This is a genomic window from Mesorhizobium sp. BR1-1-16 (assembly GCF_020165495.1).
In the GTDB taxonomy this organism is placed as follows: domain Bacteria; phylum Pseudomonadota; class Alphaproteobacteria; order Rhizobiales; family Kaistiaceae; genus Kaistia.
The window spans coordinates 1-26187 of the sequence record NZ_JAIUIE010000007.1 but is presented as its reverse complement, the minus strand read 5'-3'; the positions used below and the strand labels follow the sequence as shown (position 1 = coordinate 26187).

General features: G+C 64.5%; 25 protein-coding genes. 9 read left to right on the top strand and 16 right to left on the bottom strand.

All coding sequences use genetic code 11. From position 1 onward, the window contains the following. Positions 1–168: 168 nt before the first annotated feature. Complete coding sequence (locus LB518_RS15800; RefSeq protein WP_224578487.1) at positions 169–1350, top strand: acetate/propionate family kinase; 1182 nt, start codon at positions 169–171, stop codon at positions 1348–1350. A gap of 3 nt (positions 1351–1353) precedes the next feature. Here the strand turns inward: LB518_RS15800 and LB518_RS15795 are convergent, their stop codons facing one another. Together LB518_RS15795 and LB518_RS15790 are read right to left on the bottom strand one after the other, a co-directional pair. Further along, on the bottom strand, positions 1354–3282 hold the full coding sequence (locus LB518_RS15795) for a hybrid sensor histidine kinase/response regulator (protein ID WP_502845839.1): 1929 nt from the start codon (positions 3280–3282) through the stop codon (positions 1354–1356). A gap of 30 nt (positions 3283–3312) precedes the next feature. Next, the gene (locus LB518_RS15790; protein WP_224578486.1) at positions 3313–4065 is read right to left on the bottom strand and encodes a Crp/Fnr family transcriptional regulator; all 753 of its coding nucleotides are present in this window, start codon (positions 4063–4065) and stop codon (positions 3313–3315) included. A gap of 152 nt (positions 4066–4217) precedes the next feature. On the opposite strand from LB518_RS15790, the gene LB518_RS15785 reads away from it, so the two are divergent. The 3 genes from LB518_RS15785 (at position 4218) to LB518_RS15775 (ending at position 6323) form a co-directional block, all read left to right on the top strand. Next, a complete protein-coding gene (locus LB518_RS15785) occupies positions 4218–4946 on the top strand; it encodes a response regulator (RefSeq protein ID WP_224578485.1) in 729 nt (242 codons plus the stop codon). 229 nt (positions 4947–5175) lie between these two features. Then, positions 5176–5814: a DsbA family oxidoreductase gene (locus LB518_RS15780; RefSeq protein WP_224578484.1), complete on the top strand. Its 639-nt coding sequence runs from the start codon at positions 5176–5178 to the stop codon at positions 5812–5814. Positions 5815–5915: 101 nt separating this feature from the next. Next, positions 5916–6323, top strand: a complete 408-nt coding sequence (locus LB518_RS15775) for a VOC family protein (RefSeq protein ID WP_224578483.1) — start codon at positions 5916–5918, stop codon at positions 6321–6323. Position 6324: 1 nt separating this feature from the next. Here LB518_RS15775 and LB518_RS15770 read toward each other — a convergent pair whose 3' ends face one another. From LB518_RS15770 to LB518_RS15755, 4 genes are all read right to left on the bottom strand, one after another. Further along, positions 6325–6870: a putative glycolipid-binding domain-containing protein gene (locus tag LB518_RS15770; RefSeq protein WP_224578482.1), complete on the bottom strand. Its 546-nt coding sequence runs from the start codon at positions 6868–6870 to the stop codon at positions 6325–6327. A 66-nt stretch (positions 6871–6936) separates the two neighbouring features. Further along, entirely contained in the window at positions 6937–8409 is a 1473-nt protein-coding gene (locus LB518_RS15765; RefSeq protein ID WP_224578481.1) for an NAD-dependent succinate-semialdehyde dehydrogenase, read from the bottom strand. 197 nt (positions 8410–8606) lie between these two features. Further along, on the bottom strand, positions 8607–9326 hold the full coding sequence (locus tag LB518_RS15760; protein WP_224578480.1) for an HAD family hydrolase: 720 nt from the start codon (positions 9324–9326) through the stop codon (positions 8607–8609). Then, entirely contained in the window at positions 9326–10876 is a 1551-nt protein-coding gene (locus tag LB518_RS15755) for an acetolactate synthase large subunit (protein WP_224578479.1), read from the bottom strand. Before LB518_RS15755 ends, LB518_RS15760 begins: the two co-directional genes overlap by 1 nt. Before the next feature lie 177 nt (positions 10877–11053). Between LB518_RS15755 and LB518_RS15750 the strand changes: the two genes are divergently transcribed. Then, positions 11054–11953 carry a DMT family transporter gene (locus LB518_RS15750; protein WP_224578478.1) on the top strand — a complete coding sequence of 300 codons (900 nt, stop codon included), beginning with the start codon at positions 11054–11056 and terminating at the stop codon, positions 11951–11953. Here LB518_RS15750 and recJ read toward each other — a convergent pair. From recJ to LB518_RS15725, 5 genes are all read right to left on the bottom strand, one after another. Further along, positions 11913–13727 carry a single-stranded-DNA-specific exonuclease RecJ gene (gene recJ / locus LB518_RS15745; protein WP_224578477.1) on the bottom strand — a complete coding sequence of 605 codons (1815 nt, stop codon included), beginning with the start codon at positions 13725–13727 and terminating at the stop codon, positions 11913–11915. The two genes, LB518_RS15750 and recJ, sit on opposite strands and share 41 nt — an antisense overlap. A gap of 12 nt (positions 13728–13739) precedes the next feature. After that, positions 13740–14738 (bottom strand): class II fructose-bisphosphatase, encoded by a 999-nt coding sequence (gene glpX / locus LB518_RS15740; RefSeq protein ID WP_224578476.1) that lies wholly within the window; start codon positions 14736–14738, stop codon positions 13740–13742. Positions 14739–14750: 12 nt separating this feature from the next. Further along, a complete protein-coding gene (locus LB518_RS15735) occupies positions 14751–16079 on the bottom strand; it encodes a homoserine dehydrogenase (RefSeq protein WP_224578475.1) in 1329 nt (442 codons plus the stop codon). Positions 16080–16102: 23 nt separating this feature from the next. Beyond that, positions 16103–17323, bottom strand: a complete 1221-nt coding sequence (locus LB518_RS15730; protein WP_224578474.1) for an LL-diaminopimelate aminotransferase — start codon at positions 17321–17323, stop codon at positions 16103–16105. 111 nt (positions 17324–17434) lie between these two features. Then, entirely contained in the window at positions 17435–17845 is a 411-nt protein-coding gene (locus tag LB518_RS15725; protein ID WP_224578473.1) for a hypothetical protein, read from the bottom strand. Between the two features lie 130 nt (positions 17846–17975). Between LB518_RS15725 and LB518_RS15720 the strand changes: the two genes are divergently transcribed. Then, positions 17976–19811, top strand: coding sequence for a PHA/PHB synthase family protein (locus LB518_RS15720; RefSeq protein ID WP_502845838.1), 1836 nt, complete (start codon positions 17976–17978; stop codon positions 19809–19811). Positions 19812–19886: 75 nt separating this feature from the next. On the opposite strand, the gene LB518_RS15715 is transcribed toward LB518_RS15720, so the two are convergent. After that, entirely contained in the window at positions 19887–20723 is an 837-nt protein-coding gene (locus tag LB518_RS15715; protein WP_224578472.1) for an alpha/beta fold hydrolase, read from the bottom strand. 115 nt (positions 20724–20838) lie between these two features. Between LB518_RS15715 and LB518_RS15710 the strand changes: the two genes are divergently transcribed. Continuing rightward, positions 20839–21861 carry a GlxA family transcriptional regulator gene (locus tag LB518_RS15710; RefSeq protein ID WP_224578471.1) on the top strand — a complete coding sequence of 341 codons (1023 nt, stop codon included), beginning with the start codon at positions 20839–20841 and terminating at the stop codon, positions 21859–21861. Here LB518_RS15710 and gfa read toward each other — a convergent pair. The 4 genes from gfa to rplM all read right to left on the bottom strand — a co-directional run bounded on the left by gfa (position 21851) and on the right by rplM (position 24594). After that, a complete protein-coding gene (gene gfa / locus LB518_RS15705; protein ID WP_224578470.1) occupies positions 21851–22426 on the bottom strand; it encodes an S-(hydroxymethyl)glutathione synthase in 576 nt (191 codons plus the stop codon). The two genes, LB518_RS15710 and gfa, sit on opposite strands and share 11 nt — an antisense overlap. 105 nt (positions 22427–22531) lie before the next feature. After that, entirely contained in the window at positions 22532–23515 is a 984-nt protein-coding gene (argC, locus tag LB518_RS15700; RefSeq protein ID WP_224578469.1) for an N-acetyl-gamma-glutamyl-phosphate reductase, read from the bottom strand. A 141-nt stretch (positions 23516–23656) separates the two neighbouring features. After that, positions 23657–24127, bottom strand: a complete 471-nt coding sequence (rpsI, locus tag LB518_RS15695; RefSeq protein WP_073054500.1) for a 30S ribosomal protein S9 — start codon at positions 24125–24127, stop codon at positions 23657–23659. A 2-nt stretch (positions 24128–24129) separates the two neighbouring features. Next, positions 24130–24594 (bottom strand): 50S ribosomal protein L13, encoded by a 465-nt coding sequence (gene rplM / locus LB518_RS15690; RefSeq protein WP_224578468.1) that lies wholly within the window; start codon positions 24592–24594, stop codon positions 24130–24132. 300 nt (positions 24595–24894) lie between these two features. Between rplM and LB518_RS15685 the strand changes: the two genes are divergently transcribed. Beyond that, a complete protein-coding gene (locus LB518_RS15685; protein WP_224578467.1) occupies positions 24895–25344 on the top strand; it encodes a VOC family protein in 450 nt (149 codons plus the stop codon). Then, positions 25341–26153 (top strand): SH3 domain-containing protein, encoded by an 813-nt coding sequence (locus tag LB518_RS15680; RefSeq protein ID WP_224578466.1) that lies wholly within the window; start codon positions 25341–25343, stop codon positions 26151–26153. Before LB518_RS15685 ends, LB518_RS15680 begins: the two co-directional genes overlap by 4 nt. Positions 26154–26187: the final 34 nt, after the last annotated feature.

Genomic DNA, 26187 nt, shown 5'->3' with positions numbered 1-26187 from the left:
GGGCCTTGCGGTCCCTGTTCCACTTCTAGCCGATACCAATGCAGGAGCCTTGATCACGATCAAGGCCTCAGTCGGACCCGCCAAGCAGGAATTCCCTGCTGGCGCCAGCGCCGCTAGAGTCGAAATCGGCTGTACCCGCCCATCATAAGCCTGCCGAAGGAAATCGCCATGGCCCAGCCCACGCTGCTCACCTTCAACGCCGGTTCTTCCACGGTCAAATTGGGCCTGTTCGCAATGGAGGAGGCGACGCCGCGGCGGTTCGGCAACGGCATGGTGGACCTTCGCCGCGAGCCGCTGATGCTGCACGTCACCGAGGGAGCGGAAACGGCCGATATTCCGCTCGACGCCAAGGTGGCCGAGGAACTCGACGAGGTGGTCGCGGAAACGCTCGATGTGCTCGCGACGCATTTCGCGCATGAGGCCATTGCCGGAGCCGGCCACCGCATCGTGCATGGCGGCGACCGGTTTCACGGCCCTGCGCGGATCGATGATGAAACGCTGAAAGCGATCGAGGATCTGGTGCCCCTCGCGCCGCTGCATCAACCGCAGGGGCTGCGGCTGATCCGTTCGCTCCGTCGGCTGAGGCCCGATATCCCGCAGTCGGCATCCTTCGATACCGCCTTTCATCAGACGCAGACCGACGCCATCAGGCGCCTGCCGCTGCCGCGCGAGTGGTTTGACCGCGGCGTCAAACGCTACGGCTTTCACGGCCTTTCTTATCGCTTCGTCGCCAGCGAACTCGCCCGCATTGCGCCGGATATCGCGGCGCGCAAGGTCGTCGTTGCGCATCTTGGCAGCGGTGCCAGTCTCTGCGCGATCGAGAACGGCGAAAGCCGGGCAACGTCGATGACGTTCTCGACGCTGGACGGCATCGTCATGGCAACGCGGCCAGGTTCGCTTGATCCCGGCGTCATCATTCACCTCGCCAAAGGGGGCCTTTCCGTCGATGCGATCGAGGACATGCTCTATCACCGCTCGGGATTGCTCGGACTCTCCGGCATCAGCGCCGACGCGCGCGACCTGGCGGCCAGTGCCGCGCCGGAGGCCCATGACGCGCTCAATCATTTTGCGCGCACGATCGCGGAGACAACGGCGTCTCTCGGTGCTGTGCTCGAGGGTCTCGATGCTATCGTCTTCACCGCCGGGATCGGCGAGCATCAGCCGGCCCTGAGGGCCGATGTCTGCCGGCGACTTGGATTTCTCGGCGTCGCCATCGACGCGGCCAAGAACGCCCGCAATGCGCAGCGGATCGATGCAGCGTCGAGCCGCATCGCCGTGTTCGTGATCCCGACCGACGAGGAACAGGTGATCGCCGAAGAGGCCGCGTCTCTTATCGCCGCAGGGTCGTGACGATCAGCCGCCGCCTGCGCCTGGGCCGAGCAGCGTACGCAGGCGGGTGGCAAGCGCCGCCGTCGTATAGGGCTTGCGCAGCCATGTTCCGGTCTCGGCCTGTCCGCGCTCGGCGATGCTCGGCTCCGCAAAGCCGGAGGTGAGCAATACCTTGATCCCGGGCCTTAACGCGCGGATTTCAGCAGCGAGCGTGCCGCCATCCATACCGCCGGGCATGACGACATCGCTGAAGAGAAGGTCGATCGTCCGCGCTTCGCCGGCGGTCGCGAGCGCTTCGGCGGCGTTCGAGGCCTCGATCACCTCATAGCCGAGATCGCGCAGCCGTGCGACCGCGACCCGCCGCACCCGCGGCTCGTCCTCGACGACAAGGATGGTCTCCGTGCCGCCCGGCGGCCGCGCCGGCTCCCTCCTCGCATTTCCGTCCGTGGTTTCCGGCGAGGCCTGAGGGCGCACGCCTGGCAGGTAGATGCGAACCGTTGTGCCGTGTCCGGGTTCGCTCTCGAGGCGGATGAGGCCGCCCGATTGCGTGACGAAGCCATAGACCATGCTGAGGCCAAGTCCCGTGCCGGCGCCGACCCCCTTCGTCGTGAAGAACGGTTCGAACGCGCGCTCCCGCACGGCGGGCGTCATCCCTGTGCCCGTATCGGAGACCGCGATCAGCACATATTCACCGGGGCGCATGTCGGGCCGTGTTCCCGTTTCGGCCAGCGCGATTTCGGCATGACTGATCTCGACCGTCAGCCGGCCACCGCGCGGCATCGCATCGCGGGCGTTGAGCGCCAGGTTGAGAAGCGCGTTCTGCAATTGCGATGCGTCGACCATCGCGTGATTGGAAGAGCCCGTGACCACGGTGCGCAGCTCGATCGTCTCGCCAAGCGCACGGCGGAGCAGGTCGGAGAAATGCGCGACGAGCTGGCTGATGTCGGCCAACTGGGCGTTGAGCGGCTGGCGTCGGCCGAAGGCGAGCAATTGGCCCGTCAGCCGTGCCCCGTCGTCGGCCGCCTCCTGCGCTGCCTGAACCAGCTCACGGATTGACCCTGGCTCGGCCCGGCGCTCGATCATTTCGAGATTGCCGCTGATGACGGTAAGAAGATTGTTGAAATCATGCGCGATTCCGCCCGTCAGCTGCCCGATGGCCTCCATCTTCTGAGCCTGCCGCAGCTCTTCTTCCAGCTTGTGGCGGCTGGTGAGGTCGCGGATAAAGCCCGTAAAAATGCGCTGCCCATTGGCGATGGTCTCGCCAATGGCAAGTTCCATCGGAAACCGCTCGCCGCTTTTTTTGATGCCGGTAACGATGCGGCCATAACCGATGATGTGCCTGCGGCCGGTGGTGAGGTAGCGCTCGAGATAGGTGTCGTGATTTTCGCGGTCCGGCGGTGGCATCAGCATGCGCACGTTGTTTCCGTGCACTTCACTTGTGGAATAGCCGAACAGCCGCTCCGCGGCCGCGCTGAACGAATCGATTGTGCCCTTTTCGTCGATGACGACCATCGCTTCGGGAACCGTTTCGAGGATCGACCGGAGATGCGCCTCGCGCCGCGCGATTTCCAGCTGCGCCCGCTTGAGGTCACTGACATCGTGATTGATCGAAAGTACCGAGCCTGGCGGAACCGCGATCATGCGGCTGGCGATCGCCAGCATGTGCCCGTCGCGATGACGCTGCTGAACTTCTCCGTCCCAGGTGCCCGTTTTCGCCAGTGCGTTGCCCATCGCCGCCCGCGGCGAAACAAAGCCGGTGGCGAGCAGTTCCTGAAGAACACGGCCCACGGCCTCCTGGCGTGTCCAGCCGTAGAGCGCCTCCGAGCCGCTGCTCCAATGGGAAATTACGCCATCCGAAGTGCGGTAGATGATGATGCTGCCCGCGTCGAGAAGGGCGGCGATGGTATCGAGGTTGGCGTCGCCGACGAGCGCGGCATCCTTGGCTTCAGTCACGATCGGGCCTCGTTGGGGAATGAAACCCGGCTAGTTGGGCCAGACCGCCTGGCGGGAATAGGCGACGGCGATAGGATCATGAGCGCTATCGTCGCCTTGGCCGGCCAGAATCTCAAGCTTCAACGGCTGGCGGACGACAATCGCGTGGCGACCGCTGGCGGAGATGACGCCACGGCTGGTGAGGCGCGTCATGATTCGGGAGACCGTCTCGATGGTCAGACCGAGATAGTCGGCCATGTCGAGCCGTGTCATCGGCAGCTCGATCGGCGACTGGCCATTCGGATGGGCGGACGCGCGCCGCGCGATCGTCAGCAGGAAGCTGGCAACCCGCTCCTCGGCACTCTTGCGCGCCAAAAGCACCATCTGGTCCTGTGCTGCCTCCATTTCGTCGGACAGGCGGGCAAACAATTCCGGCCGCAGCGTCGGCGAACCGTTGACCTCCTCGTCGAAACGGCTCCGCGAGACGCGCCGAAGCTTCACCCGGGTGACGGCCTCAGCGGTATAAAGATAGCAGCGACGCTGAGAGAGGCCGACGAGATCCCCGGGATAGAGGAAGCCCGTGATGACACGGCGGCCGTCGCCGATGATCTTGTAGACGCGGAGCACGCCTTCGATGATCTGGAAGAGATGCGCGGCTGCATCCCCTTCCCAGAACACCGCGGCCCCGGGTTCGAATCGCTCATCGGCCTGGCGGCGGAAGACGCTGGCCAAGCCGTCGCCGGAACCGACCTCGCCGGGGGTGTGGTCTTGGCGAGCCAGAGCCATCATCGGTTCGGAGTACATCGGAATTCCTCGCTTGCGTTGCTGCCGGGTGCCATCTGAAGGGCGATCGGTGACGCGGGGACGATGCGCGTGCTACGCTCGGTGCTCGTTCGTAACAGAGTGTGACAGCGGTCGAATGATGCATACCGGGACCGGAACCGCAGAGACGTGTCATGGCTGAGCCGCCCATGCGGCAAGAGCATCTGCTGGTGGTCGACGACGATGCTCGCATTCGCCAGATGCTCGCCCGGTATTTCGAGGACGAAGGCTATCGGATCACCACGGTTGGCGACGGCAAGGCCATGCGCGAGGCGATGGCCCGTGGCGCCGCCGACCTCGTATTGCTCGACCTGATGCTCGGCCCCGGCGAAAGCGGCCTCGACATCGCGCGCGAACTTCGAGCTCGCTCGGACATCCCCATCATCATGCTCACAGGGCGTGACGATGTCGTCGATCGGATCGTCGGGTTGGAAGTCGGCGCGGACGACTATATCGCCAAGCCGTTTCACCTTCGCGAAGTGCTGGCCCGAATCAAGACGGTGCTCCGCCGTCGTGCCCCGGCTCAGCGCGTTTCCGAAGTGTCTGCCGGCCGGCCGATCCGCTTCGATGGCTGGGAGCTCGACATCGAGCGCCGCCGCGTGGTCCGCCCTGATGGTTCCGAAGTGACGCTCACGACCGGCGAGTTCGAAATCCTGTCGATCCTCGCCCGCAGTCCCGGCCGCGTCTTTACGCGCGATATGCTGATGGACCTCACAAGGGGCCGCCAGCTCGATGTCTTCGATCGCACCATCGACGCGCAGATTGCGCGCTTGCGCAAGAAGATCGAGGCCGATCCCAAGAACCCTCTCCTGGTCAAATCCGTGCGAGGCGTTGGTTACGTCTTTACGGGGAAGGCGGATTGAGGGTTTCTCAGAATACCAGCGAGGCGCCGAGGCCGAGCATGGCGCCAATGGCACCGCCGCAGAGAATGGCAAAGGCGAGCGCGAAAAATTTGCGCATCAGATAATCGTCTCCATGATTGAGTTGGCGGCCATTTCGGTAACACCGGCGTGCCTGCTTGCCAGTGATCAGCTTCACGGCCATGTTCCGCCCGCTGACATGTAACGCTTGGCTGCGAGGAGAGTTTCACCGATGGGCACGCTTTCGATCGACCTGGTGACCGATATCGTCTGCCCCTGGTGCTTCATCGGGCTGATGCGGCTCGACAATGTGCTTCGCGAGACCGGGACGGACGCTACGATCATCCACCACCCTTATTTCCTCGATCCCGACCTTCCGGCCGAGGGCGTCGACGTCGCGGAGCGGCTCAAGGCGAAATATGGCGGCGATGTCAAAGCGATGTTTGCGCGCGTGGAGGCCGAGGCACGCAAGAGCGGCATCCCGCTCGATCTGTCAAAGCAGCCGCGCCAGCGCCCGACCGACCGGGCCCATACGCTGATCCGCGCCGCGGCGGAGAAGGGCACGCAGCACGCCCTCGCCCGCGCGCTGTTCGAGGCGCATTTCATCCAGTCGCGCAACATCGCCGACGCCGATGTTCTGGCCGAGATCGCGGCCGGTTTTGGCTTTGCCGATGACGAGGCCCGCGCCGTGATCCTTGATGCCGATGCACTCAGTCAGACGCGCCAGGAGGCGGCGGCGATGGCGGATATGGGGATCGGCGGTGTGCCATTCTTCGTCTTCAACCGGGCCTTGGCGCTCTCGGGGGCGCAGCCGGAAACGGTGATGGCCGACGCGATGCGTCAGGCAGTCGCTGCGGAGCCGGCTGCGTAGCGGCTTGTTCTTGCAGCCTCATCGCCGGAAACTATTGCGGCTGCCCGAGCGTTTCAGCCCGAGCATGATGTGCTCTGTCTCGACTTGAAGGAAACGGCGCCATGACCGACCGTTCGCGTCTGTTCCCGGCACTCCGCTACCATGACCCGCGGGCTGCGATCGATTTCCTCGTCGCCGCTTTTGGCTTCACGCCACACGCGATCCACGCGACGCCCGAAGGTGTCATCGCCCATGCTGAGCTGCGGCTTGGCGAGGACATGGTGATGATCGGCGCAATCGGGCCGGACCTTGCCGCCACGGGTCGAACGGTCAGTGGCGGCACAAGCAGCATTTACGTGTCGGTCGCCTATGTCGACGGTCACCACGACAAGGCGATTGCCGCGGGCGCAGTCGTCACGCGCCCGCTTGCCGATACGGATTACGGCTCCCGCGAATATTCCTGCCGCGATATCGAAGGCTATGAATGGTCGTTCGGCACGTATGATCCGATGATGAAGCCTGCCGATTGAGCTAAAGGATGCGGCGGAAGAGGCCATCGTAGAGCGTGACGAGCCCCTGCCCGTCGACCTCGATCACCGCTTCGAAACTGCCATCCGCGGCCGCATAGCGATAGAGCCGGTCCCGTTCGAGGCAGGTATAGCGCTGGCGGTCGAGCGAGAGTTCGAGATCCGGGAAGCGGACATAGAGGACCGTGATCTCGCCGGACTGGCCTTCGGCAAGGCCGAGCCTCCGGATCGGCAACGTATTGGTGAACGGGCTCGCCGAGAAGTCGACATCGAGAGCGCCCGCGAGAGACGTCAGCCGCTTGCCCTCTCCGTTCCGCCATTTGCCGTCGCCATCGGATTGCAGTGTCAGTTTCGGCCCACCGACCACCGCAACCTGCGCTCGTGCCACGGCACCCGAAGCATGGCAGGCGACTTCATAGGCGGCGGCGAAATGAGCATCGCCACCCGAGAGGATCGCGCCCTCGCCGCTGATCCCAGCCTCGCGGTCGGCAAAGACCAGATGCTCGGTGCCGTTTCCGTCCCAACTCTTCCAGCGCACTGCCTTCGACATGCCAGTCCCCTCTCCTTGTTCGGCGCGAAGCCGCTTCGGATGGCAGATGATTGGCGGCCGGCCGGCTTATCTGTCGAGGCCGGCCAGCAGCAGGTATTTCTTCTCGACGAACTCGTCGATGCCGTGATGCGAGCCCTCGCGTCCGTTGCCGCTTTCCTTGACACCGCCGAACGGAGCAAGCTCCGTCGAGATCAGCCCGGAATTGATGCCCACCATGCCATATTCCAGCCCTTCCCCGACACGGAAGATGCGGCCGATGTCGCGGGAATAGAAATAGGCCGCAAGGCCGAACTCGGTGTCGTTGGCCGCATGGATCACCTCCTCCTCCGTCTCGAAGCGGAAGATCGGGGCAACCGGGCCGAACGTCTCTTCGCGAGCGAGCGTCATCGCAGCCGATGCGCCAGTCAGAACCGTCGGCTCGAAGAAGGCGCCGCCGAGGCCGTGTCGATGGCCGCCGAGCACGACCTTCGCGCCCTTGGCCTTGGCGTCGGCCAGATGTTGCTCGACCTTGTCGATTGCCTTGTCGTTGATCAGCGGTCCCTGCGTGACGCCATCGGCCGTGCCGTCCCCGACCTTCAGCTTGGCGACCGCCGCGGTCAGCTTTTCGACAAACGCATCATGGATGCCGGCCTGGGCGTAGATGCGGTTGGCGCAGACGCAGGTCTGTCCCATGTTCCGGAATTTCGAGACCATCGCGCCTTCGACGGCGGCATCAAGATCGGCATCGTCAAAGACGATGAAGGGTGCATTGCCGCCAAGTTCGAGGGCGACCTTCTTCACGGTGCCGGCTGCCTGCCGCATCAGTAGCTTGCCGATTTCGGTGGAACCCGTGAAATTGACGAGCCGGATAGCCGGATGCGACGTCAGCACGCCGCCAATCGCCTTTGAATCGCCCGTGACGACGTTGAACACGCCCTTGGGAATTCCGGCCCGATCGGCGAGTTCTGCCAGTGCCAGCGCCGTAAGAGGCGTCTCGCCGGCCGGCTTCACAACGATCGGGCAGCCGGCCGCGATCGCCGGGGCGGCCTTGCGGGTGATCATCGCTGCCGGGAAGTTCCAGGGCGTGATCGCGCCGACGACGCCGGTCGGCTGGCGCAGCACGAGGATGCGCGCATCGGCGCGGTGGCTCGGCAGCGTCTCGCCGGCGATGCGCTTCGCTTCTTCGGCATAAAATTCGATGTAGCTCGCCGCATAGTCGATCTCGCCGCGCGCCTCGGCCAGCGGCTTGCCCTGCTCGCTGGTGAGGATCAGCGCCAGATCCTCGCGATGGGCCATGATCCGCTCATACCATTGGCGGATCAGCTTCGAACGCTCCTTGGCAGTCTTGGCTGCCCAACCCTTGAACGCCGCAGCCGCTGCATCGACTGCGGCCGTCGTCTCGTCGGCGCCAAAACGGGGAACCCGTCCGATGATCGCGCCTGTCGCCGGATTGGTCACGTCGATTTCCGGCTCTCCGATCCAGGCGCCATCGACATAACAGCGCTCCTTCAGCAGCGTCGGGTCGATCAGGTCAAGCTCGATGAGGGCGGATGTGGTCATGGAGTTGATCCTTGGGATGCTGCGTGGTCGAAGTGGCACCGGCGGTTCTACCGCGACGGAATGGCGAAAATAGCGCGCACCGCCTCACATCGCCATGGCGACCCCCGTCCGAACGGCCACGAAGGTCGTTCCAAATGCTGATATAAGCTGGATGAATAACAGCGCTTTGCCGCGGCTCACTCAGAATGCAGCCGGCCCTAGCTTTCGCTCAAACGGTCAAGGAGCTCCGGCAAGCCCATGATATCCTTGATGACATGGTCAGCGTGGGGTGCGAGGGCTTCTTCCGAGAGATAGCCTGATGCAACGCCGATGGCCAGAACGCCGGCGGCGCGGGCGGCGTCGAGATCATGCAGCGTGTCGCCGATCAGCGCCGTCTCTTCGGGCGCCGAGCCGAAGCGGTCGATGAAGGCGTGGATCTGGCCGGGATCGGGCTTGCGGCCATGCCCCGAGTCATAGCCGATGATCGCATCGAACAGCCCGTCTAGGCCGAGCTTCTCGCTTTGCGCCCGGGCGCCGGATTCGGTGTCGTTGGTGACGATGCCGAGGAGATAGCCTTGGGACTTCAAGCTCGTGAGCAGGCCGAGCGGATCGCCGATCGGGGCGACGGATTCGAGCGCGCCCTCGTTGAAGAGCCGGGACAGGTGTTCGATGAAGCCCTCGTGATCGTCCGCCTCAATGCCAACCACGGGCGCGAAATGCGCGGCGATATCGGGCACGGTTCCGCCGACAAAGGGCGACGTCGGCAGGATCGCCGCGGTGACACGATCATAATGAAGGATGGTGGCGAGCGCGCGATGCATCTCGTCGTCGTCGCCGGCGAGCGTCGCGAGGACGGCGGTCGCGGCGCCATTCCATGTGATCGCAAAATCGACCAGCGTGCCGTCCTTGTCGAAGAGGAGCGCTTTCAACCGCGCCATCAGATTACCGCCTCGATCAGAAAGGGGCCCTTGGTCCCGACGGCCGACCGGTAAAGATCGGCGAAGCGCTCGCAGGTGTCTGCGCGAGCGGCCTCGACGCCCATACCGCGCGCCAGCGACACCCAGTCGAGCGCCGGTTCGTCGAGCCGCAACATCCGATCGGCATTGTGGCCGAAACCGGTGACGCCGACATTGCCCATTTCCAGGCGAAGGATGGCATAGGCGCGGTTGGCGAAGATGACGACGAGGACGTCGAGTTTCTCGCGCGCGGCGGTCCAGAGCGCCTGCAGCGTGTACATGCCACTGCCGTCGGCCTGCAACGTCACCACCTTTCGGCCGGGACAGGCGATGGCAGCGCCGACTGAAAGCGGCATGCCCGTGCCGATCGCCCCGCCTGTGCACATCATGTAGTCGTGGCGCGGCCCGCTGGCACTGAGCGCATAGAACCGCCGGCCAGAGGTCAGTGCTTCGTCCACGACGATTGCATCCTCGGTAAGGCCGGCTGCGGCGATCACCGAGACGGCATCCTCCGTCAGCGGCCCGCTCGGGCTTCCCGGCGCCGTTGTGGCGGCCACCCGGCGTGGTGGGGGTCTTGTCGCCCCCAGCCGTTCGGCAAGACGCTTAAGCGCATCGGGAATGTCGTCGCCGGGCCCGGCCAGCGTTTCGATGCGGCAACCATCCGGCAGCAGGCGGCTCGGTTTGCCGGGATAAGCGAAGAAAGCGACCGGCTCGCGAGCGCCGACGAGGACGAGGAGATCGAGATCGGCCAATGCCGCAACGGCCTGGTCGATCGGATAGGGAATCCGTTCCAGAGGAACGCGGTCGCCACCCCGCTCGCTGCGTCCGTTCAGGACTTCCTCAAACAGCCGCGCGCCCGTCCGGGCAGCGATTCGTCCGGCCATTTCCAATGCCGCGCCGCGCGGGGCCTTGCCCGCCAAGAGGAGGCCTGCCCGACCGCCCGCTGCAATGAGGGCCGTGGCCAGATCGGCAAGCCGTGCTTCGTCGACCTTCGGCGGTGACGCAATGGCGGCCGGGCGAGCGTCGCTCGGACCAACCGGGCTCCAGGCTGCGTCGGAGGGAAGAATGAGCGTCGCGACACCTTGCCGCTCGATGGCCGCCGCAATCGTTGCTTCCGCCGCCGGGCCGACGTCGTCGGGTCCCGTGGCCCGGCGGACGAAGGCCGACATGGGCCGCGCGATGGAGTCGATATCGCTCGTCAGCGGCGCATCAAAGCCGAGATGGTAACTCGCATGATCGCCGACGATGTTGACGAGCGGCGTCCGGGCGCGCCTGGCATTGTGCAGATTGGCTAGCCCATTCCCAAGACCAGGTCCGGTATGCAGAAGCGTCGCGGCAGGTTTGCCGGCCATACGGCCATATCCGTCGGCAGCCCCTGTCGCGACGCCCTCGAACAGCGCGAGAACGCATCGCATGGCGGGCTTGCGGTCTAGCGCCGCGACGAAGTGCATCTCCGACGTGCCGGGATTGGCGAAGCAGACATCGACGCCGCTGGCCAGCAGCGTATCGCAGAGTCGGTCAGCACCGTTCATTCCATGTCTGCCCTGGCCGGTTTCGCGAAGGCGGGAACACTCGCGCGCCGATCGCGCGGCTGTCAATTGTCGCGACGCAAAGGCCGGTGAAACAAGCGGTGTAATGCGTCTGCGGCCGATTGCATTTGCGTGCCGCCAGTGGAATATCGCGTGTCTTCCCGTCACCGGAATCCCGACATGACAAAGGGCGTCGTTTTCGCGCTTGCGAGCTATGCCGTCTTTTCGTGCGCCGACGCGGCCATCAAGGCGGCCGGCGGCCGGCTGCATGTTGCCGAGATGACGCTGATCCTGACCATGTTCTCATGCTTGGCAGTCTATTTCGCCAAGCCTCGGCAAGAACGCTGGAGCGACATGCTCCGCATGCAGCGTCCGGGCCTGGTGCTGGCACGCATGTCGGCGGCCGTCGGAGCGGGCCTTGCGAGTGCCTATGCCTTCACGACATTGCCGCTGGCCGACGCCTATTCGCTGATCTTCCTGTTGCCGCTGTTCGTGGCCGCATTCTCGTACTTCTATCTGCGCGAGCGGACCAATGTAGCGCGCTTCATCGGCCTCCTGGTCGGTCTTGCCGGTGTTCTGCTGGTCGTGCGGCCGGGCTTCCGGGAAATCCTCCCCGGTCATCTGGCGGCCATTGCCACGGCGCTCCTTGGCGCATTGTCGCTTCTGATGCTGCGGGTTATCGGACGGACCGAGCGGCAGGTGACGCTGCTCGGCACGCTGATGCTCGGCTCGCTGGTGGTCAACGGTTTCATCACGCTGTTCGTCTTCGAGTGGCCGACGATGCGCGAGGTGGTTCTGCTGGGTCTTTGCGGGCTGCTGGCCGGCGCCGGCCATCTCCTGATCATGGCGGCGACGCGGAACGCCCCGGCCAACCGCATTGGACCGACGCAATACAGCCAGATCGTCTGGGCCGTCGTGCTTGGGGGATTGCTGTTCGAAGAACTCCCCGACGCGCTGGCCTTTGCCGGCATTGGGCTCGTGCTGCTTTCGGGCGTTCTAAACTTCCTGCCGGCCAGATCGACTGATGCGACCTCCGCTGTCAGCGCACCGGTTCCGGCTCCGCAGCATCGAGAATCCTGAGGCTTGCCTGCTTGCGGCCCTGCCAGTGATCGAGGCCGAGCACGCCAGCGACATGTAGCGGGCGGCCGCGGCTCTCGAGCAGCACGCGGCCGAGATCGCTATCGGCGGCACGAAAGGCGATGGCGCGCAGATTTTGGTCGCCACCCGACAACTGCACGCGGACATGGCCATTGCCCACGGTCTCGACATAGCCGATCCGGTGTGCCGGAAACGCAAAGATAGGCTCGGCGTGGCCGGCGCCGAAGGGCCCTGCCCGCTCGATCTGATCGATGAAGTCGGACGTCGCGGCCCGCGCCGTCAGTGCACCATCGACGAGCAGCGAACTCGCCGAACGCGCTGCGCGGGACGCCGCTGCCGCCCGCACTTCCAGGAATGCCCTGAAGTCGCCGAGTCGTGCCTTTTCGACCGTGATGCCGGCCGCCATGGCATGGCCGCCGCCTTTGACGAGCAGCCCCTCGCCTACAGCTGCCCGCACCAGCGCGCCGAGATCGACGCCGGGCACTGAACGGCCGGAACCGGTGCCGAGCCCGTTCGGCATCATGGCGATGGCGAAAGCCGGACGCTGGAACCGCTCCTTGAGACGCGCCGCGATGAGGCCAACGATGCCGGGATGCCAATGCTCATCCACCGTAACCAGCACTGCCGGGCCCTCGCCGCCGCCGATCTCCGCTTCGGCTTCGCCCAGAGCCTGTTCGAGCATGGCCGCTTCGACGGCCTGCCGCTGGCGGTTGAGATCATCGAGTGAGGCGGCGATGACTTCGGCCTCGGCCGCCCCATCGAGCGACAGCAGGCGCGCGCCAAGCGCGGCATCGCCGATCCGTCCGCCCGCATTGATGCGGGGCCCGATCAGAAAGCCGAGATGATAGGGCGAGACCGGCGAATCGATCCGTGCCAGCCGCGCCAACGCTGAAATGCCGGGATTGGCGCCACGGCGGAGCGTGATCAGCCCCTTCACGACAAAGGCGCGGTTGAGCCCGATGAGCGGCACGACATCGCAGACCGTGCCAAGCGCCACGAGATCGAGCCACTGCAGCAGGTCCGGCTCGGAGCGACCCTCGCGATACCAGCCGCGCCGGCGCAGCGCGCGGTTGACGGCGACCACGGCAAGGAAGGTGACGCCGACTGCCGCGAGATAACCAAGGCCCGAAAGATCGTCCTGCCGGTTTGGATTGACCACGGCATGGGCCGGCGGCAGGTCCGCACCCATCTGGTGATGATCGAGGACAACAGCGGGATGACCGCGCTCTGCCGCAACGGCGAGGGCCTGATGGCTGGTCGAGCCGCAATCGACGGTAACGATCAGTCCTGCCCCTTCATCGATCAACAGGCGGATCGCGTCGGGGTTGGGGCCATAGCCTTCGAAGATGCGGTCGGGGATATAGATCCGCGTCGGGACGCCCTGGCTTTCGAGAAAACGGGCGAGCAGCGCCGAAGAGGTGGCGCCATCAACGTCATAATCACCAAAGATTGCGACCGCCTCGCCCCGCTCGACGGCATCGGCGATGCGCTCGGCGGCGCTGTCCATATCGGTCAGCACCGAGGGATCGGGCATCAGCTGGCGGAGGCTTGGATTGAGAAAGTCAGCCGCTTGATCAACGGCGACGCCTCGGGCCGCGAGGACGCGGGCCAGAAGCTCGGGCAATTCGTGCCGCTGGACCATCGCAGTGGCCGAAAGGCCCGCCGCGACATCGAGGCGATCGTCCCACCGCCGGCCTGTGGCTGACCGCTCGACGCCGAGGAAGCTGCGCCGCGCGGCCGTGCCGAAGTCAGACATCGCTCAGTCCGATCAACTCTCCGTCGCGAATTTCTCGTCGTCGCGATGGGTCGCCTTGATGAAACGGATCGTGCCCTTGGACGAGCGCATCACCAGCGTTTCCGTCGTGATGCGGCCGTCGCGCGCATAATGGACACCGTTCAGCATGTTGCCGTCGGTGACGCCCGTCGCCGCAAACAGCACTTCGCCGCGGCACATCTCCAGATGGGTGTACTTCTTGTCAAAATTGGCAATGCCCATCTTGCTGGCACGCGCCTTCTGGGAGTCCGACTGGGTGATCAGCCGGCCCTGCATCTGGCCGCCGGTGCAGCAAAGGGCAGCAGCAGCCAGCACACCCTCGGGCGCGCCGCCGGTGCCGAGATAGATATCGATGCCGGTTGCGTCCGGGTCGGTCACGTCGATGATGCCGGCCACGTCGCCATCGCCGATCAGGCGCACAGCGGCGCCGGTGGCGCGCACCTCGTCGATCAGCTTGGCATGACGGGGACGGTCGAGAATGCAGGCGGTGATTTCGTTGACGCGCACGCCTTTCGCCTTGGCCAGCGCGGCGATGTTCTCGGATGGCGTACGGTCGAGATCGACGGTGCCCTCGGGATAGCCCGGGCCGATGGCGATCTTGTCCATGTAGACATCAGGCGCATGCAGCAGCGTGCCGCCTTCGGCAATCGCGACCACGGCCAGCGAGTTTGGCAGGTTCTTGGCACAAATCGTGGTGCCTTCGAGCGGATCCAGCGCGATATCGACCTGCGGTCCGTAACCGGTGCCGACTTCCTCGCCGATATAGAGCATCGGCGCCTCGTCGCGTTCGCCCTCGCCGATGACGACGGTGCCTTCGATGGCGAGGTTGTTGAGTTCCTTCCGCATGGCGTCGACGGCCGCCTGATCGGCAGCCTTCTCATCGCCACGACCACGCCAGCGCGCAGCGGCCACGGCTGCCCGCTCCGTCACGCGAACGAGCTCGAGTGTCAGGATTCGATCGAGACCCGCCGTCTTCGCTTCCGTCAAAGCCATCGCTTTCCCCACTTATGCGAACTGTTCGATGCGTATCATCTGCGGCTGCTCGGCGATATGGCCGTCGATCGTGATGCGATCCAGCGCATCCTTGATCTGCGCTTCCGTCGTATCATAGGTGATCAGGATGACAGGTTGAGGCTCGAGTGGCGTCGGATGGTCCGGCGCATCGGCCCGTGGCGCGCGGCGCCGCTGCACGATCGATTCGAGCGAGATGTCGTTTTCGGCCATGCGCTGCGCGATCGATGCGAAAGCGCCGGGGCGATCAAAAACCGCGAGGCGGACGTAATAGCCACCTTCATGCGCCCGCATCTGCGCCCGGCGATAGGGCTGCAGCGCGCTGGACGGCCGGCCGAACGTGCCGACCACATCGCCGCGCGCAATATCCGCGATGTCACTCATCACCGACGACGCTGTGGCGTCGCCGCCTGCCCCTGGTCCGGAAAGAACCAGCCTGCCGACGAAATCAGCCTCGACCGCGACCGCGTTCGTGACGCCGTCGACGCGCGCGATCGGCGAGGATTTCGGCACCATGGTCGGATGCACGCGCTGCTCGAAGCCGGTATCGGTCCGGCTCGCGACGCCGAGCAGCTTGATGCGATAGCCGAGTTCGTCGGCCGCTTCGATGTCGGCGGTCGTGATCGAGCGAATGCCTTCGACATACACGGCGTCGGCGTCGATCGTTGTCCCGAATGCGATCGCCGCGAGCAGCGACAGCTTATGGGCGGAATCGAAGCCGTCGACGTCGAAGGTCGGATCGGACTCGGCATAGCCAAGCCGCTGCGCATCGGCGAGACATGCCTCGAAGGACAGCCCCTCCCGCTCCATCCGCGTCAGGATGTAGTTGCAGGTGCCGTTCAGGATGCCGAACACCCGCGAGACGGTATTGCCGGCCAGCGACTCGCGCAGCGTCTTGATAATCGGGATACCGCCGGCGGCAGCCGCTTCGAAATCGAGCGAGACGCCGCTGGCTTCGGCCGCGGCGGCCAGTTCGGCGCCATGCTTGGCGAGCAGCGCCTTGTTGGCGGTCACGACATGCTTGCCGGCCGCGATGGCAGCGCGGACAGCGTCATTGGCCGGCCCTTCGGCGCCGCCAATCAGTTCAACGAAGACGTCGATCTCGGGAGAGCGCGCCAGCGCGACCGGATCGTCGAACCAGGCACACCCGGAAATATCGACGGCGCGATCGCGATCGCGGTCACGCGCCGAGACGCCTGTGACCGCGATCGGCCGGCGGGTTCGGACAGCGAGATCGCGGCCGTGCCGCTCAACCAGGCGAAGCAGGGACGCGCCGACCGTGCCCAGACCGGCAACGCCCAGCCTCAATACCGTTTGATTCATAAGTCGCCCCAGAGGGGCCCGGCTTACCGCCGGGCGCTGCTGATCGGGACGACGTTGTGCAACGTTTTGTCTGCCGATTCAAGGAAGCGGCGGATATTGCGGCCGGCCTGACGGATGCGCTGTTCGTTCTCGACCAGGGCGATGCGGACATACTCGTCGCCATGCTCACCGAAGCCGACGCCGGGCGCCACCGCGACATCCGCCTTTTCGATCAGCAGCTTCGAGAATTCGAGGCTGCCGAGGGAACGAAACGGCTCGGGGATCGGCACCCAGGCAAACATCGAGGCACGAGGCGCCGGAATCTGCCAGCCGGCACGGCCGAAACTTTCGACGAGGGCGTCGCGGCGATGCTTGTAGGTCGCGCGCATGTCGTCGATGCAATTCTGCGGGCCGTTGAGGGCGGCCGTCGCCGCGACCTGGATCGGCGTGTAGGCGCCATAGTCGAGATAGGACTTCACGCGGGCCAGCGCCGCGATCAGCCGCTCATTGCCGACCGCGAAACCCATGCGCCATCCGGCCATGGAATAAGTCTTCGACATCGACGTGAACTCGACGGCGACATCCATCGCGCCCGGAACCTGCAGGATCGAGGGCGGCGGGACGTCGTCGAAATAGATCTCGGCATAAGCGAGGTCCGAGAGCACGAAGAGGTCGTGCCGGCGGGCGAATGTCACGACGTCGCGATAGAAATCGAGATCAGCGACATGAGCGGTCGGGTTCGAGGGATAGCAGAGCACCACGGCGATCGGCTTCGGGATCGAGTGGATGACCGCCCGCTCCATCGCGTGGAAGAATTCGGGACCAGGCTCGGAGGGAACGGAGCGGATCACGCCGCCGGCCATCAGGAAGCCGAAAGCGTGAATCGGATAGCTCGGATTGGGGCAAAGAACCACGTCGCCAGGCGCGGTGATGGCCTGCGCCATGTTGGCGAAGCCTTCCTTCGAACCGATCGTCGCGACGATCTGGGTCGCGGGATCAAGCTTCACGCCGAAGCGGCGCTCATAATAGGCAGCCTGCGCCTTGCGGAGGCCATTGATGCCGCGCGAGGCCGAATAGCCATGCACATCGGGACGCGCCGCCGTTTCGGCGAGCTTCTGCACGATATGGGCGGGAGTCGGCAGGTCCGGATTGCCCATGCCGAGATCGATGATGTCGGCGCCTGCGGCCCGTGCGCTCGCCTTAAGCCGGTTGACCTGCTCGAAGACGTATTGCGGCAGTCGCCGCACGCTGTGGAACTCGCTCATTGCTCCGGATCCATCCTGGCTCGATGCACGTTGACTGGATGCACTTATCGTTGCGCCTTTGCCGGCGCGGCGGGGTTCATATCATTGAACCGGCTTCAAAAGGGAGCGCTTTCATTGCGGGCATTTCGTGGCGTCGATCACCTTGTCGGTCCCGCACCCGTTTTGAATCTCTTCGATCGTTTGTGCCGCGTGATTCTTGGCGAGCGCATCGAGTTCGCTGGCGCGCTCGGCGCCCTGCTTCTTGGCGTCGGCGCCGGCTTCGGGGCCGGCGACCTTGCCCTCCGCGGAAAGCGCGGCCTTCGCCTTTTGCTGTTCCTCGGGCGTCAGCGGCTTGCCCGGCTGCGGCGCGCCGCCAACATTGATGTTGGGATAGGCGCCCTTTCGCTGCAGCTCCGGATCCGCGCTGAAATCGAGCGTCTTCTTGACCGTCGTGCAGCCCGAAAGCGCAGCGACAATCCCGATCGACAGCCAAAGAACCATTCTCCGGCGCTGCCGCATCTCGTCACCGACCATTGAAGCCACCATCATTTTCCGCTGCGAGGGTAAGCGTCTCGTAAACGCCCCCCGGATATCCCTCATCCTGCGAACCTATTACACTTGACGCGCGGCGAAAGCAGCGGCGTCAGTAAAAAGACCGAACGAGCGAGGAAGCATGGCCGGCGACAAGAGCGCATCGGGCGGACCCAAGGGGCCGACGGGAACGCCGATCAACCTCATGGTCAAGGATCCCGAGCGCTTGGCGCGCAATATCGCGCTCATCCTCGAAGGCGCCTCTCGCGCGGCCGCGAACTTCCTGAAGCCCCGGGAGAACGGCTCCGTCTCGGCCGACGTCGTCGACGAGATCACCGAGATCATCAAGACCCTCTCCAAGGTGGTCGAGTACTGGACTGCCGATCCGACGCGCAGCGTGCAGGCTCAGGCGCGGCTGTTCGGACGCTATTTCGCGCTCTGGAATTCCGCCATCGCGCGGATGGCCGGCGCCCAGATGCCGCCGACGGCCGTCCCGGATGCGCGCGACAAGCGCTTCCAGGATCGGGAATGGACCGACAATCAGTATTTCGACTTCGTCAAACAGTTCTATCTCATCACCGCGCAGTGGGCCGACGAGATGGCGCGCGATGCGGAAGATCTCGATGCCCATACGCGGCTCAAGGCGCGCTTTTATGTCAGGCAGGTCGCCAACGCGATCTCGCCCTCGAACTTCCTCTTCACGAATCCCGAGATCCTGCGCGACACGCTTGATTCGAGCGCGGAAAATCTTGTTCGCGGCGTCAACATGTTTGCCGATGACATTGCCGCCGGCGAGGGTGAGCTGAAGATCCGCCAGGTCGACACGTCGAGCTTCACCATCGGCGGCAACCTGGCGCTGACCCCCGGCAAGGTTGTGCATCAAAACGAGGTCTGCCAGCTGATCCAGTACAAGGCCGCGACATCGGAGGTGCTGAAACGGCCTCTCTTCATCGTGCCGCCGTGGATCAACAAGTTCTACATCCTCGACCTGACGCCCGAAAAATCCTTCATCAAATGGGCCGTCGAGCAGGGCCACACGGTCTTTGTGGTTTCCTGGATCAACCCCGGGGAGAAGCAGGCCGGCAAGAGCTTCGAGCATTACATGCGCGAGGGCATCCTCGAATCGCTCGATGTCATCGAGAAGATAACGCGCGAGAAGGAAGTGAACGCTATCGGCTATTGCGTCGGGGGGACGCTGCTTTCCTTCACGATGGCCTATATGGCAGCGACCGGCGACACGCGCATCGCCGCCGCGACATTGTTCGCGACGCAGGTCGACTTCACTTTCGCCGGCGATCTCAAGGTGTTCATCGACGAGGAGCAGATCGAGCAGATCGAAAAGAAGATGAGCGTTCGGGGCTATCTCGAAGGCAAGAACATGGCATCTTCCTTCAATATGCTGCGCTCGAACGAGCTGATCTGGTCCTACGTGGTTAACAATTACTTCCGTGGCCGCGAGCCGATCCCGTTCGATCTACTGTTCTGGAATTCAGACGCCACGCGAATGCCGGCCGCTAACCATTCGTTTTATCTGCGCAATTGCTACCTTGATAACAAGCTGGCCAGGGGCGAATTGTCGGTCGGCGACACCAGGTTGTCGCTCGGCGACATCAAGATCCCGATCTACAACCTCGCGACGCGCGAGGATCATATCGCGCCGGCACGATCCGTCTTCTACGGCTCGTCGTTCTTTGGCGGCCCCGTGACCTTCGTGTTGTCCGGCTCCGGGCATATTGCCGGCGTCGTTAATCCGCCGTCGCGCAAGAAATACCAGTACTGGACTGGGCCCGCGCCTTCCGGCGACGGTTTCGACGCGTGGCAGGCCAATGCCGAAGAGCATGCCGGCTCGTGGTGGCCGCATTGGCAGGCGTGGATCGAGAGCCTCGACTCGACGCGCGTCAAAGCGCGCGTTCCCGGCGGCCGGCGCGTCAAGCCGATCGAAGACGCGCCGGGCAGCTATGTCAAAGTGATGTCCTGAGCCGGGCAGCGCGCTCTGCCGCCCTGGCCATCACGTTGATGCCCGTCCGCGCTGAGCCGACGGGCCAATCGTAGATCAGCTGGTGACGAAGGCCAGAAGATCGGGGTTGATCACGTCTGCATGTACCGTCAGCATGCCGTGCGGATAGCCCTTGTAGATCTTGAGCGTGCCGTTCTTCAGCAGCTTGACCGAGAGCAGTGCGCTGTCGGCGATCGGAACGACCTGGTCGTCGTCGCCATGCAGCACGAGGGTCGGCACGGTGATCGCCTTCAAGTCCTCGGTCTGATCGGTCTCCGAAAAGGCCTTGATGCCTTCGTAATGTGCCTTGGCGCTGCCCATCATGCCCTGCCGCCACCAGTTGTCGATGACGCCCTGGGAGACTTCGGCGCCCTCCCGGTTGAAGCCGTAGAACGGGCCAGTCGGGAAGTCGACGAAGAGCTGCGCGCGATTGGCGGCAACGCCAGCGCGAATGCCATCGAAGACCTCGATCGGCAGGCCGCCTGGATTGGCGTCGGTCTTCAGCATCAGCGGCGGCACGGCGCTGACCAGGATCGCCTTGGCGACGCGCCCCTGGGGCTCGCCATATTGGGCGACATAGCGCGCGACTTCGCCGCCGCCGGTCGAATGGCCGATATGCACGGCGTTGCGGAGGTCGAGATGTTCGGCCACCGCCGAAGCGTCGGCCGCGTAATGGTCCATGTCATGCCCATCGCTGACCTGCGCCGAACGGCCATGGCCGCGACGATCATGGGCGACGACACGGAAGCCCTTGCTGAGGAAAAACAGCATCTGCGCATCCCAGTCGTCACTCGACAGGGGCCAGCCGTGATGAAAGACGATGGGCTGCGCTTCTTTCGGGCCCCAGTCCTTGTAGAAAATCTCTGTTCCGTCGGCAGTCGTGATCGTGCTCATGATGGCTCCCTCGGCCTAAGCGGGCATCGCGCCCGCCTTCATGTGTCCATGTAACTCGACCGCGCATGATAGGATGCGTGGCAAGACTGACATTCTACGGGGCAAAAGCGACAAGATGGATACAGACGACAGCATCTGCACCGAGGTCGCGATCCTCTGCTATCCGGACTGCCAGCTGGCAGCGGTCTACGGATTGACCGACCTCTTCCGGATCGCCGGAGAGATCAGCCGCGACCGCGGTGACGACGAGGCCACACCGATCATCCGCGTCAGCCATTGGCAGCTTGATGCGGCGGGCGCTGATGTCGTCTGCACCTTCGACAGCCATCCGGGGCGGCCGCACCGCCTTGGTCATATCGTCATCCCGCCCAGCCTCATCGTGCCATCGCGGATGCAGCCGATGCAGGCGCTTGCGGCCTGGCTGACGGCGCAACATGGCAAGGGGTCGCGTCTGTGCTCGGTCTGCGCGGGCGCATTCCTTGCCGCCGATACCGGTCTCCTGGACGGGCGCGACGTCACCACCCATTGGGCATTCGCCGCCGAACTTGCCGAGCGCTACCCGAAGCTGCGGGTCGATGCCGACCGTATGGTGATCGACGATGGCGACATCGTCACCGCCGGCGGCATTCTCGCCTGGACCGATCTCGGCCTGACGCTCGTGGCGCAGCAGCTCGGGCCTTCGATCATGCTCGATACCGCGCGATTCTTGCTCACTGATCCGCCCGGCCGACTGCAGCAGCCCTTCATCGGTTTCGTGCAGCGCCGCGATCATGGCGACGAGGCGATCCTGAAGGTCCAGAACTGGCTGCAGGCAACGGGTGCGCGCGATCACGCGATCGAGGCACTCGCCGGGCGGGCCGGGCTCGGTGAGCGGACGTTCCAGCGTCGCTTCCACAAGGCGACCGGACTGCGTCCGACGGAATATGCCCAGCATATCCGCGTCGCCAAGGCGCGCGAATTGCTCGAGACGAGCCGCAAGAGCATCGAGCAGATCGCATGGGACGTCGGCTATGGCGACGTCTCCGCCTTCCGCCGTATCTTCCAGCGGCTTGCCGGCTTGGCGCCAGCTGATTACCGGCGCCGGTTCGGCACTGTGTTGCAGGAGCCGGACGACGAGGCCGTAGCAGCTACTCCCTGAGGGTGCCGGCTTTCTTTGCCGTAAAGGTCGCGAGCGCATCCATCAGCGTCGGCGACAGGCAGTCATACGGTTCGAGGCCAACTTCGCGAATGCGCGCACGAATGCCGTCCATCGACCTTGGCGGAACGCCGCCCTCGATCACCGAGGAGACAAAGGCCGCGAATTGCGGCGCCTGCCACCCCTTGTCGGGCGAGAGCTCAGTGTGGACGAAGGTGAGCCCCTTGAAGGCATGGTCGCGTTCGACCGGCCCGTGCATGTGGGCGCCGCAGACCTTGCAGGCATGCCGCAGGATCAGCGCGTCCGGATCCACGATCGCCAGCTTGTCGCCATTCTCGACGACATGGACATTCGCCGTCGGGGCGACAGCGACGATGGCGAAGATCGCGCCCGACGGCTTCCAGCATTTGGTGCAGCCGCAAGCGTGGTTGTGCACCACTTGCCCGTCGATCCGCACCTTGACCGGCTTTTCCGTGCAAAGGCAGGCGAGCGTACCGCCGGCAAAGCTTTCGGACCCAGCGGCGATGCCACCATCGATCGCCGGGTGGAGAAGAACCGTCTCAGACATTTCCTGCTCCCTCGTTTTTTCTCGCCCGTTGGCGCGGGCTGAGGAAACGCTAGACCCGTTCCCGCGCTTTGGGAACGAAATCATTGGAGCCGACGCGAAGGGCGGTCAGGACAGCCCGGCTGCCTCGTCGAGGCCGAGCGCAAGATTGAGGTTCTGCACGGCGGCGCCCGATGCGCCCTTGCCGAGATTATCCAGCAGTGCCAATGCCATCCCCTGCCCGTTCGCCGGATTGTCGAAGGCCATGATGCGCAGCCGATTGGTACCGTTGAGGTCTTCCGGGTCGATCAGAGCATGGAAGCCGGCTGCACCGGTCCGCGCCTTCTGAACTTCGGCTGCCTCGTCCGCGGTCAGAACTTCGATGAAGCGCTCGCCCTTGTAATGAGCTTGGTAAGCCGCGGTGAGATCGACGGCCGAAGGCTTGCCGGGAAGACGGCCGAGATGCAGCGGCAGTTCGATGATCATGCCCTGCGCGAAACGGCCGACCGCCGGCGTGAACAGCGGCGGCTCCTTGATCGCGCCATAGCGCACGACTTCGGGAAGGTGCTTGTGCGCGAGATTGAGACCATAAGGCCGGAAGGCGTCATGCGAACCGGGCGGCGGGCTCTGCTGCTCGAACTCGGCAATGAGGCCCTTGCCGCCGCCGGAATAGCCGGAAATCCCATTAACAAAGAGCGGCCAGTCCGCCGGGAGAAGACCGGCATCGACAAGCGGCCGGATGAGCGCGATGGCTCCGGTCGCATAGCAGCCGGGATTGGCGATGCGAGTCGCGCCTGCGATCTTCTCGCGCTGTCCGGGTGCCAACTCGGCGAAGCCATAGGCCCAGCCGGGGAAGACACGATGGGCCGTCGAAGCATCGATGATCCGCGTCTGCGGGTTGGTGACGAGCGTCACCGCCTCGCGCGCGGCATCGTCCGGCAGGCACAGGATCACCGCGTCGGCGGCGTTCATCATCTCGGCCCGCGCCGCAGTCTCCTTGCGACGCTCGGTTTCGATCGACAGCAGCGCGATATCCGGCCGACCCTCAAGGCGCTGGCGGATCTGCAGCCCGGTGGTTCCAGCTTCGCCGTCGATGAAGACCTTGGCTGACATGATCGTCTCCGCTTGAGCGCGTCGTGGGATTGTGCGGATGAAGCCGCCGCCTCGGCCCTATCAAATGGGTGTGACAGGCGCATGCAAAAAGGGCGCTCCGGTTTCCCGAAGCGCCCTTTCCGAAACGTCTGACGACGCGGCTTAGCGCTTGGAGAACTGGAAGCTGCGACGCGCCTTGGCGCGGCCGTACTTCTTGCGCTCGACAACGCGGCTATCACGGGTCAGGAAGCCGCCCTTCTTGAGGACGCCGCGCAGCTCGGGCTCGTAATAGGTGAGCGCCTTCGAGATACCGTGGCGCAGCGCGCCAGCCTGGCCGGAGAGACCGCCGCCGGCAACGGTGGCGACGATGTCATACTGGCCATTGCGATTGGCAACGCCGATCGCCTGGCGAACCAGCATCTGCAGCACGGGGCGTGCAAAATAAGCCGAGAACTCACGCGTGTTCACGGTGATCTTGCCGGTGCCCGGACGGATCCAGACACGGGCAATCGCGTTCTTGCGCTTGCCGGTGGCATAGGCGCGGCCCTGGGCGTCCAGCTTCTGGACATGGACCGGGGCGGCGTTCTCGGACGAAGTCGAGACGAGGTCCTGGAGCGACTGAAGATCGGCCATGTTCAGGCAACCCTCTTGTTCTTGGGATTGAGCGCGGCGACATCGAGCACTTCAGGCTGCTGAGCCTCGTGCGGATGGGCAGAACCGCCATAGACGCGCAGGTTGCTGAACTGCCGACGGCCAAGCGGGCCCTCGGGAAGCATGCGCTCGACGGCCTTCTCGATCACGCGCTCGGGGAAACGCCCCTCGATGATCTGGCGCGGGCTGCGCTCCTTGATGCCGCCGATATAGCCGGTGTGCCAGTAGTAGCGCTTGTCCTGGTACTTGCGGCCCGTGAAGACGCACTTCTCGGCATTGATGATGATGACGTTGTCGCCATCATCGACATGCGGCGTGAAGCTGGCCTTGTGCTTGCCGCGGAGACGGTTCGCCACGATGGTGGCGAGCCGGCCGACGACCAGCCCTTCGGCGTCGATCAGAATCCACTTCTTCTCGACATCCGCCGGCTTGGTGGAAATGGTGCTCATTATCGAACTCGTTTCTCGTGCCCTCGGGGGCATAAGGGAAGGCAACGGGACGAGCCCGTCGATCGGCGGGTTGTCTACAGTTTCGCAGGCAGCGCGTCAACCATGACGAAACGGCATCGGCGGCAAAACCATCATAAAAATCATAGTTCTGGCAAGTGCGGTATCATGTTACCGCAAATCGACGCGGGCCGAATTCCGCCATGATGATGGGGCTCATTGTTTCCGGCCGGAGATGACCTGTTCCAGCAACCGGGCGATCGGCTATCGTGCTGGCCGGATCGTGCGACGAGGAAGCGGACAATGACGGAAAGCGGACTTTCTCCCCGGTTGAGCATCGTGACGCTTGGTGTCGCCAATGTCGCGAAAGCGAAGGCATTCTACGAGGCACTTGGCTGGCGGCCTTCTTCGGCGAGCCAGGAGCAGATCATCTTCTTCCAGCTTTCCGGCGTGGTGCTGGCGCTGTTCGATCGCAACCATCTTGCCGATGACGCCACGGTGGCTCCAGCCGGCGACGGTTTCCGCGCCGTGACGCTGGCGCACAATGTCGGTTCGGAGGCCGAGGTCGACGCCGCCCTCGCCCATGCCGAGCGCTTTGGCGCCCGGATCGTCAAGCCGGCGTCCAAGGTTTTCTGGGGCGGCTATTCCGGCTATTTCGCCGACCCCGACGGCCATCTCTGGGAGGTGGCCTTCAACCCGTTTGTTTCCTTCGATGAGGCAGGCCGCCTCGTCCTCCCCGGACCCGTTGCATGAAAAAAAGAACTCTCGCGCTGTTTCTTGCCGCGACGTCGGCGCTTGTCGGCCCGCACGCCCTTGCCGCCCAGCCTTACGCACCCGTCGTTGCGACATATGACACGACCGGCGCCGACGACGCCGACCTCAAGGCCTTTGTCGATTCGCTGCAGAAGGCGATCGATAGCGGCGATGCCGCTTTCCTGAAGCTGCAGGTCGCCAAAGACCTCGCGATCTATGCGCCGCCGGTCGGCTTTCCCGACGCCTCGACGCCCAGCCCGCTTTCCAATCCCGACAAGCATGTCGGCGACCAGCGGCTCGATGAGGCCGCGATCCTCATGGGTGCCGCGGATGTCGACTACACACGCGACGATCTCGACAGCATGGTGATCGATCTGTTCGGAACAGCGATCGAGCCGCAGACGCTGGGCAAATCCGAGATCGCTGGCGACAGGCTGTGCTCCCCGGCGGAGCCGATCTTCGATCGCGACAAGGCGCTCGCGATGGCGACGGCTGCGGATGTGCCGCCGGGCAATCTCTGGATTCTCTCCGACAAGACGGATTTCCACGAGAAGCCCGACGCCAAGTCGCCAGTGATCGAGACGCTGCCGGCCCATTCAGTGGTTCCCTTCATCGAGGGATCGGTCGACGTTCCCGCGGATGGAACAGACGAGGCCGATGATGGCGGCTGGTATTCGGTTGCGCTGCCTTCGGGCAAGACCGGCTATGCCTCGGATGACGCTTCGCTCGGATTCCAGGCGGTCAGCGTCTGCTACGGCAAGGTCGAAGGCCACTGGGCCGTTACGGCCGTCATCGTGCCCAGCCTCTGACGGCTTCAGGCCATCGACGTCGGCTCAATGAGCC

Excerpts from the sequence above, each read along its gene's own strand:
- LB518_RS15800 (WP_224578487.1), top strand. The coding sequence starts at position 169 with ATGGCCCAGCCCACGCTGCTCACCTTCAACGCCGGTTCTTCCACGGTC.
- LB518_RS15790 (WP_224578486.1), bottom strand. The coding sequence starts at position 4,065 with ATGTACTCCGAACCGATGATGGCTCTGGCTCGCCAAGACCACACCCCC.
- LB518_RS15785 (WP_224578485.1), top strand. The coding sequence starts at position 4,218 with ATGGCTGAGCCGCCCATGCGGCAAGAGCATCTGCTGGTGGTCGACGAC.
- LB518_RS15780 (WP_224578484.1), top strand. The coding sequence starts at position 5,176 with ATGGGCACGCTTTCGATCGACCTGGTGACCGATATCGTCTGCCCCTGG.
- LB518_RS15775 (WP_224578483.1), top strand. The coding sequence starts at position 5,916 with ATGACCGACCGTTCGCGTCTGTTCCCGGCACTCCGCTACCATGACCCG.
- LB518_RS15770 (WP_224578482.1), bottom strand. The coding sequence starts at position 6,870 with ATGTCGAAGGCAGTGCGCTGGAAGAGTTGGGACGGAAACGGCACCGAG.
- LB518_RS15765 (WP_224578481.1), bottom strand. The coding sequence starts at position 8,409 with ATGACCACATCCGCCCTCATCGAGCTTGACCTGATCGACCCGACGCTG.
- LB518_RS15760 (WP_224578480.1), bottom strand. The coding sequence starts at position 9,326 with ATGGCGCGGTTGAAAGCGCTCCTCTTCGACAAGGACGGCACGCTGGTC.
- LB518_RS15755 (WP_224578479.1), bottom strand. The coding sequence starts at position 10,876 with ATGAACGGTGCTGACCGACTCTGCGATACGCTGCTGGCCAGCGGCGTC.
- LB518_RS15750 (WP_224578478.1), top strand. The coding sequence starts at position 11,054 with ATGACAAAGGGCGTCGTTTTCGCGCTTGCGAGCTATGCCGTCTTTTCG.
- recJ (WP_224578477.1), bottom strand. The coding sequence starts at position 13,727 with ATGTCTGACTTCGGCACGGCCGCGCGGCGCAGCTTCCTCGGCGTCGAG.
- glpX (WP_224578476.1), bottom strand. The coding sequence starts at position 14,738 with ATGGCTTTGACGGAAGCGAAGACGGCGGGTCTCGATCGAATCCTGACA.
- LB518_RS15735 (WP_224578475.1), bottom strand. The coding sequence starts at position 16,079 with ATGAATCAAACGGTATTGAGGCTGGGCGTTGCCGGTCTGGGCACGGTC.
- LB518_RS15730 (WP_224578474.1), bottom strand. The coding sequence starts at position 17,323 with ATGAGCGAGTTCCACAGCGTGCGGCGACTGCCGCAATACGTCTTCGAG.
- LB518_RS15720 (WP_502845838.1), top strand. The coding sequence starts at position 17,976 with ATGGCCGGCGACAAGAGCGCATCGGGCGGACCCAAGGGGCCGACGGGA.
- LB518_RS15715 (WP_224578472.1), bottom strand. The coding sequence starts at position 20,723 with ATGAGCACGATCACGACTGCCGACGGAACAGAGATTTTCTACAAGGAC.
- LB518_RS15710 (WP_224578471.1), top strand. The coding sequence starts at position 20,839 with ATGGATACAGACGACAGCATCTGCACCGAGGTCGCGATCCTCTGCTAT.
- gfa (WP_224578470.1), bottom strand. The coding sequence starts at position 22,426 with ATGTCTGAGACGGTTCTTCTCCACCCGGCGATCGATGGTGGCATCGCC.
- argC (WP_224578469.1), bottom strand. The coding sequence starts at position 23,515 with ATGTCAGCCAAGGTCTTCATCGACGGCGAAGCTGGAACCACCGGGCTG.
- rpsI (WP_073054500.1), bottom strand. The coding sequence starts at position 24,127 with ATGGCCGATCTTCAGTCGCTCCAGGACCTCGTCTCGACTTCGTCCGAG.
- rplM (WP_224578468.1), bottom strand. The coding sequence starts at position 24,594 with ATGAGCACCATTTCCACCAAGCCGGCGGATGTCGAGAAGAAGTGGATT.
- LB518_RS15685 (WP_224578467.1), top strand. The coding sequence starts at position 24,895 with ATGACGGAAAGCGGACTTTCTCCCCGGTTGAGCATCGTGACGCTTGGT.
- LB518_RS15680 (WP_224578466.1), top strand. The coding sequence starts at position 25,341 with ATGAAAAAAAGAACTCTCGCGCTGTTTCTTGCCGCGACGTCGGCGCTT.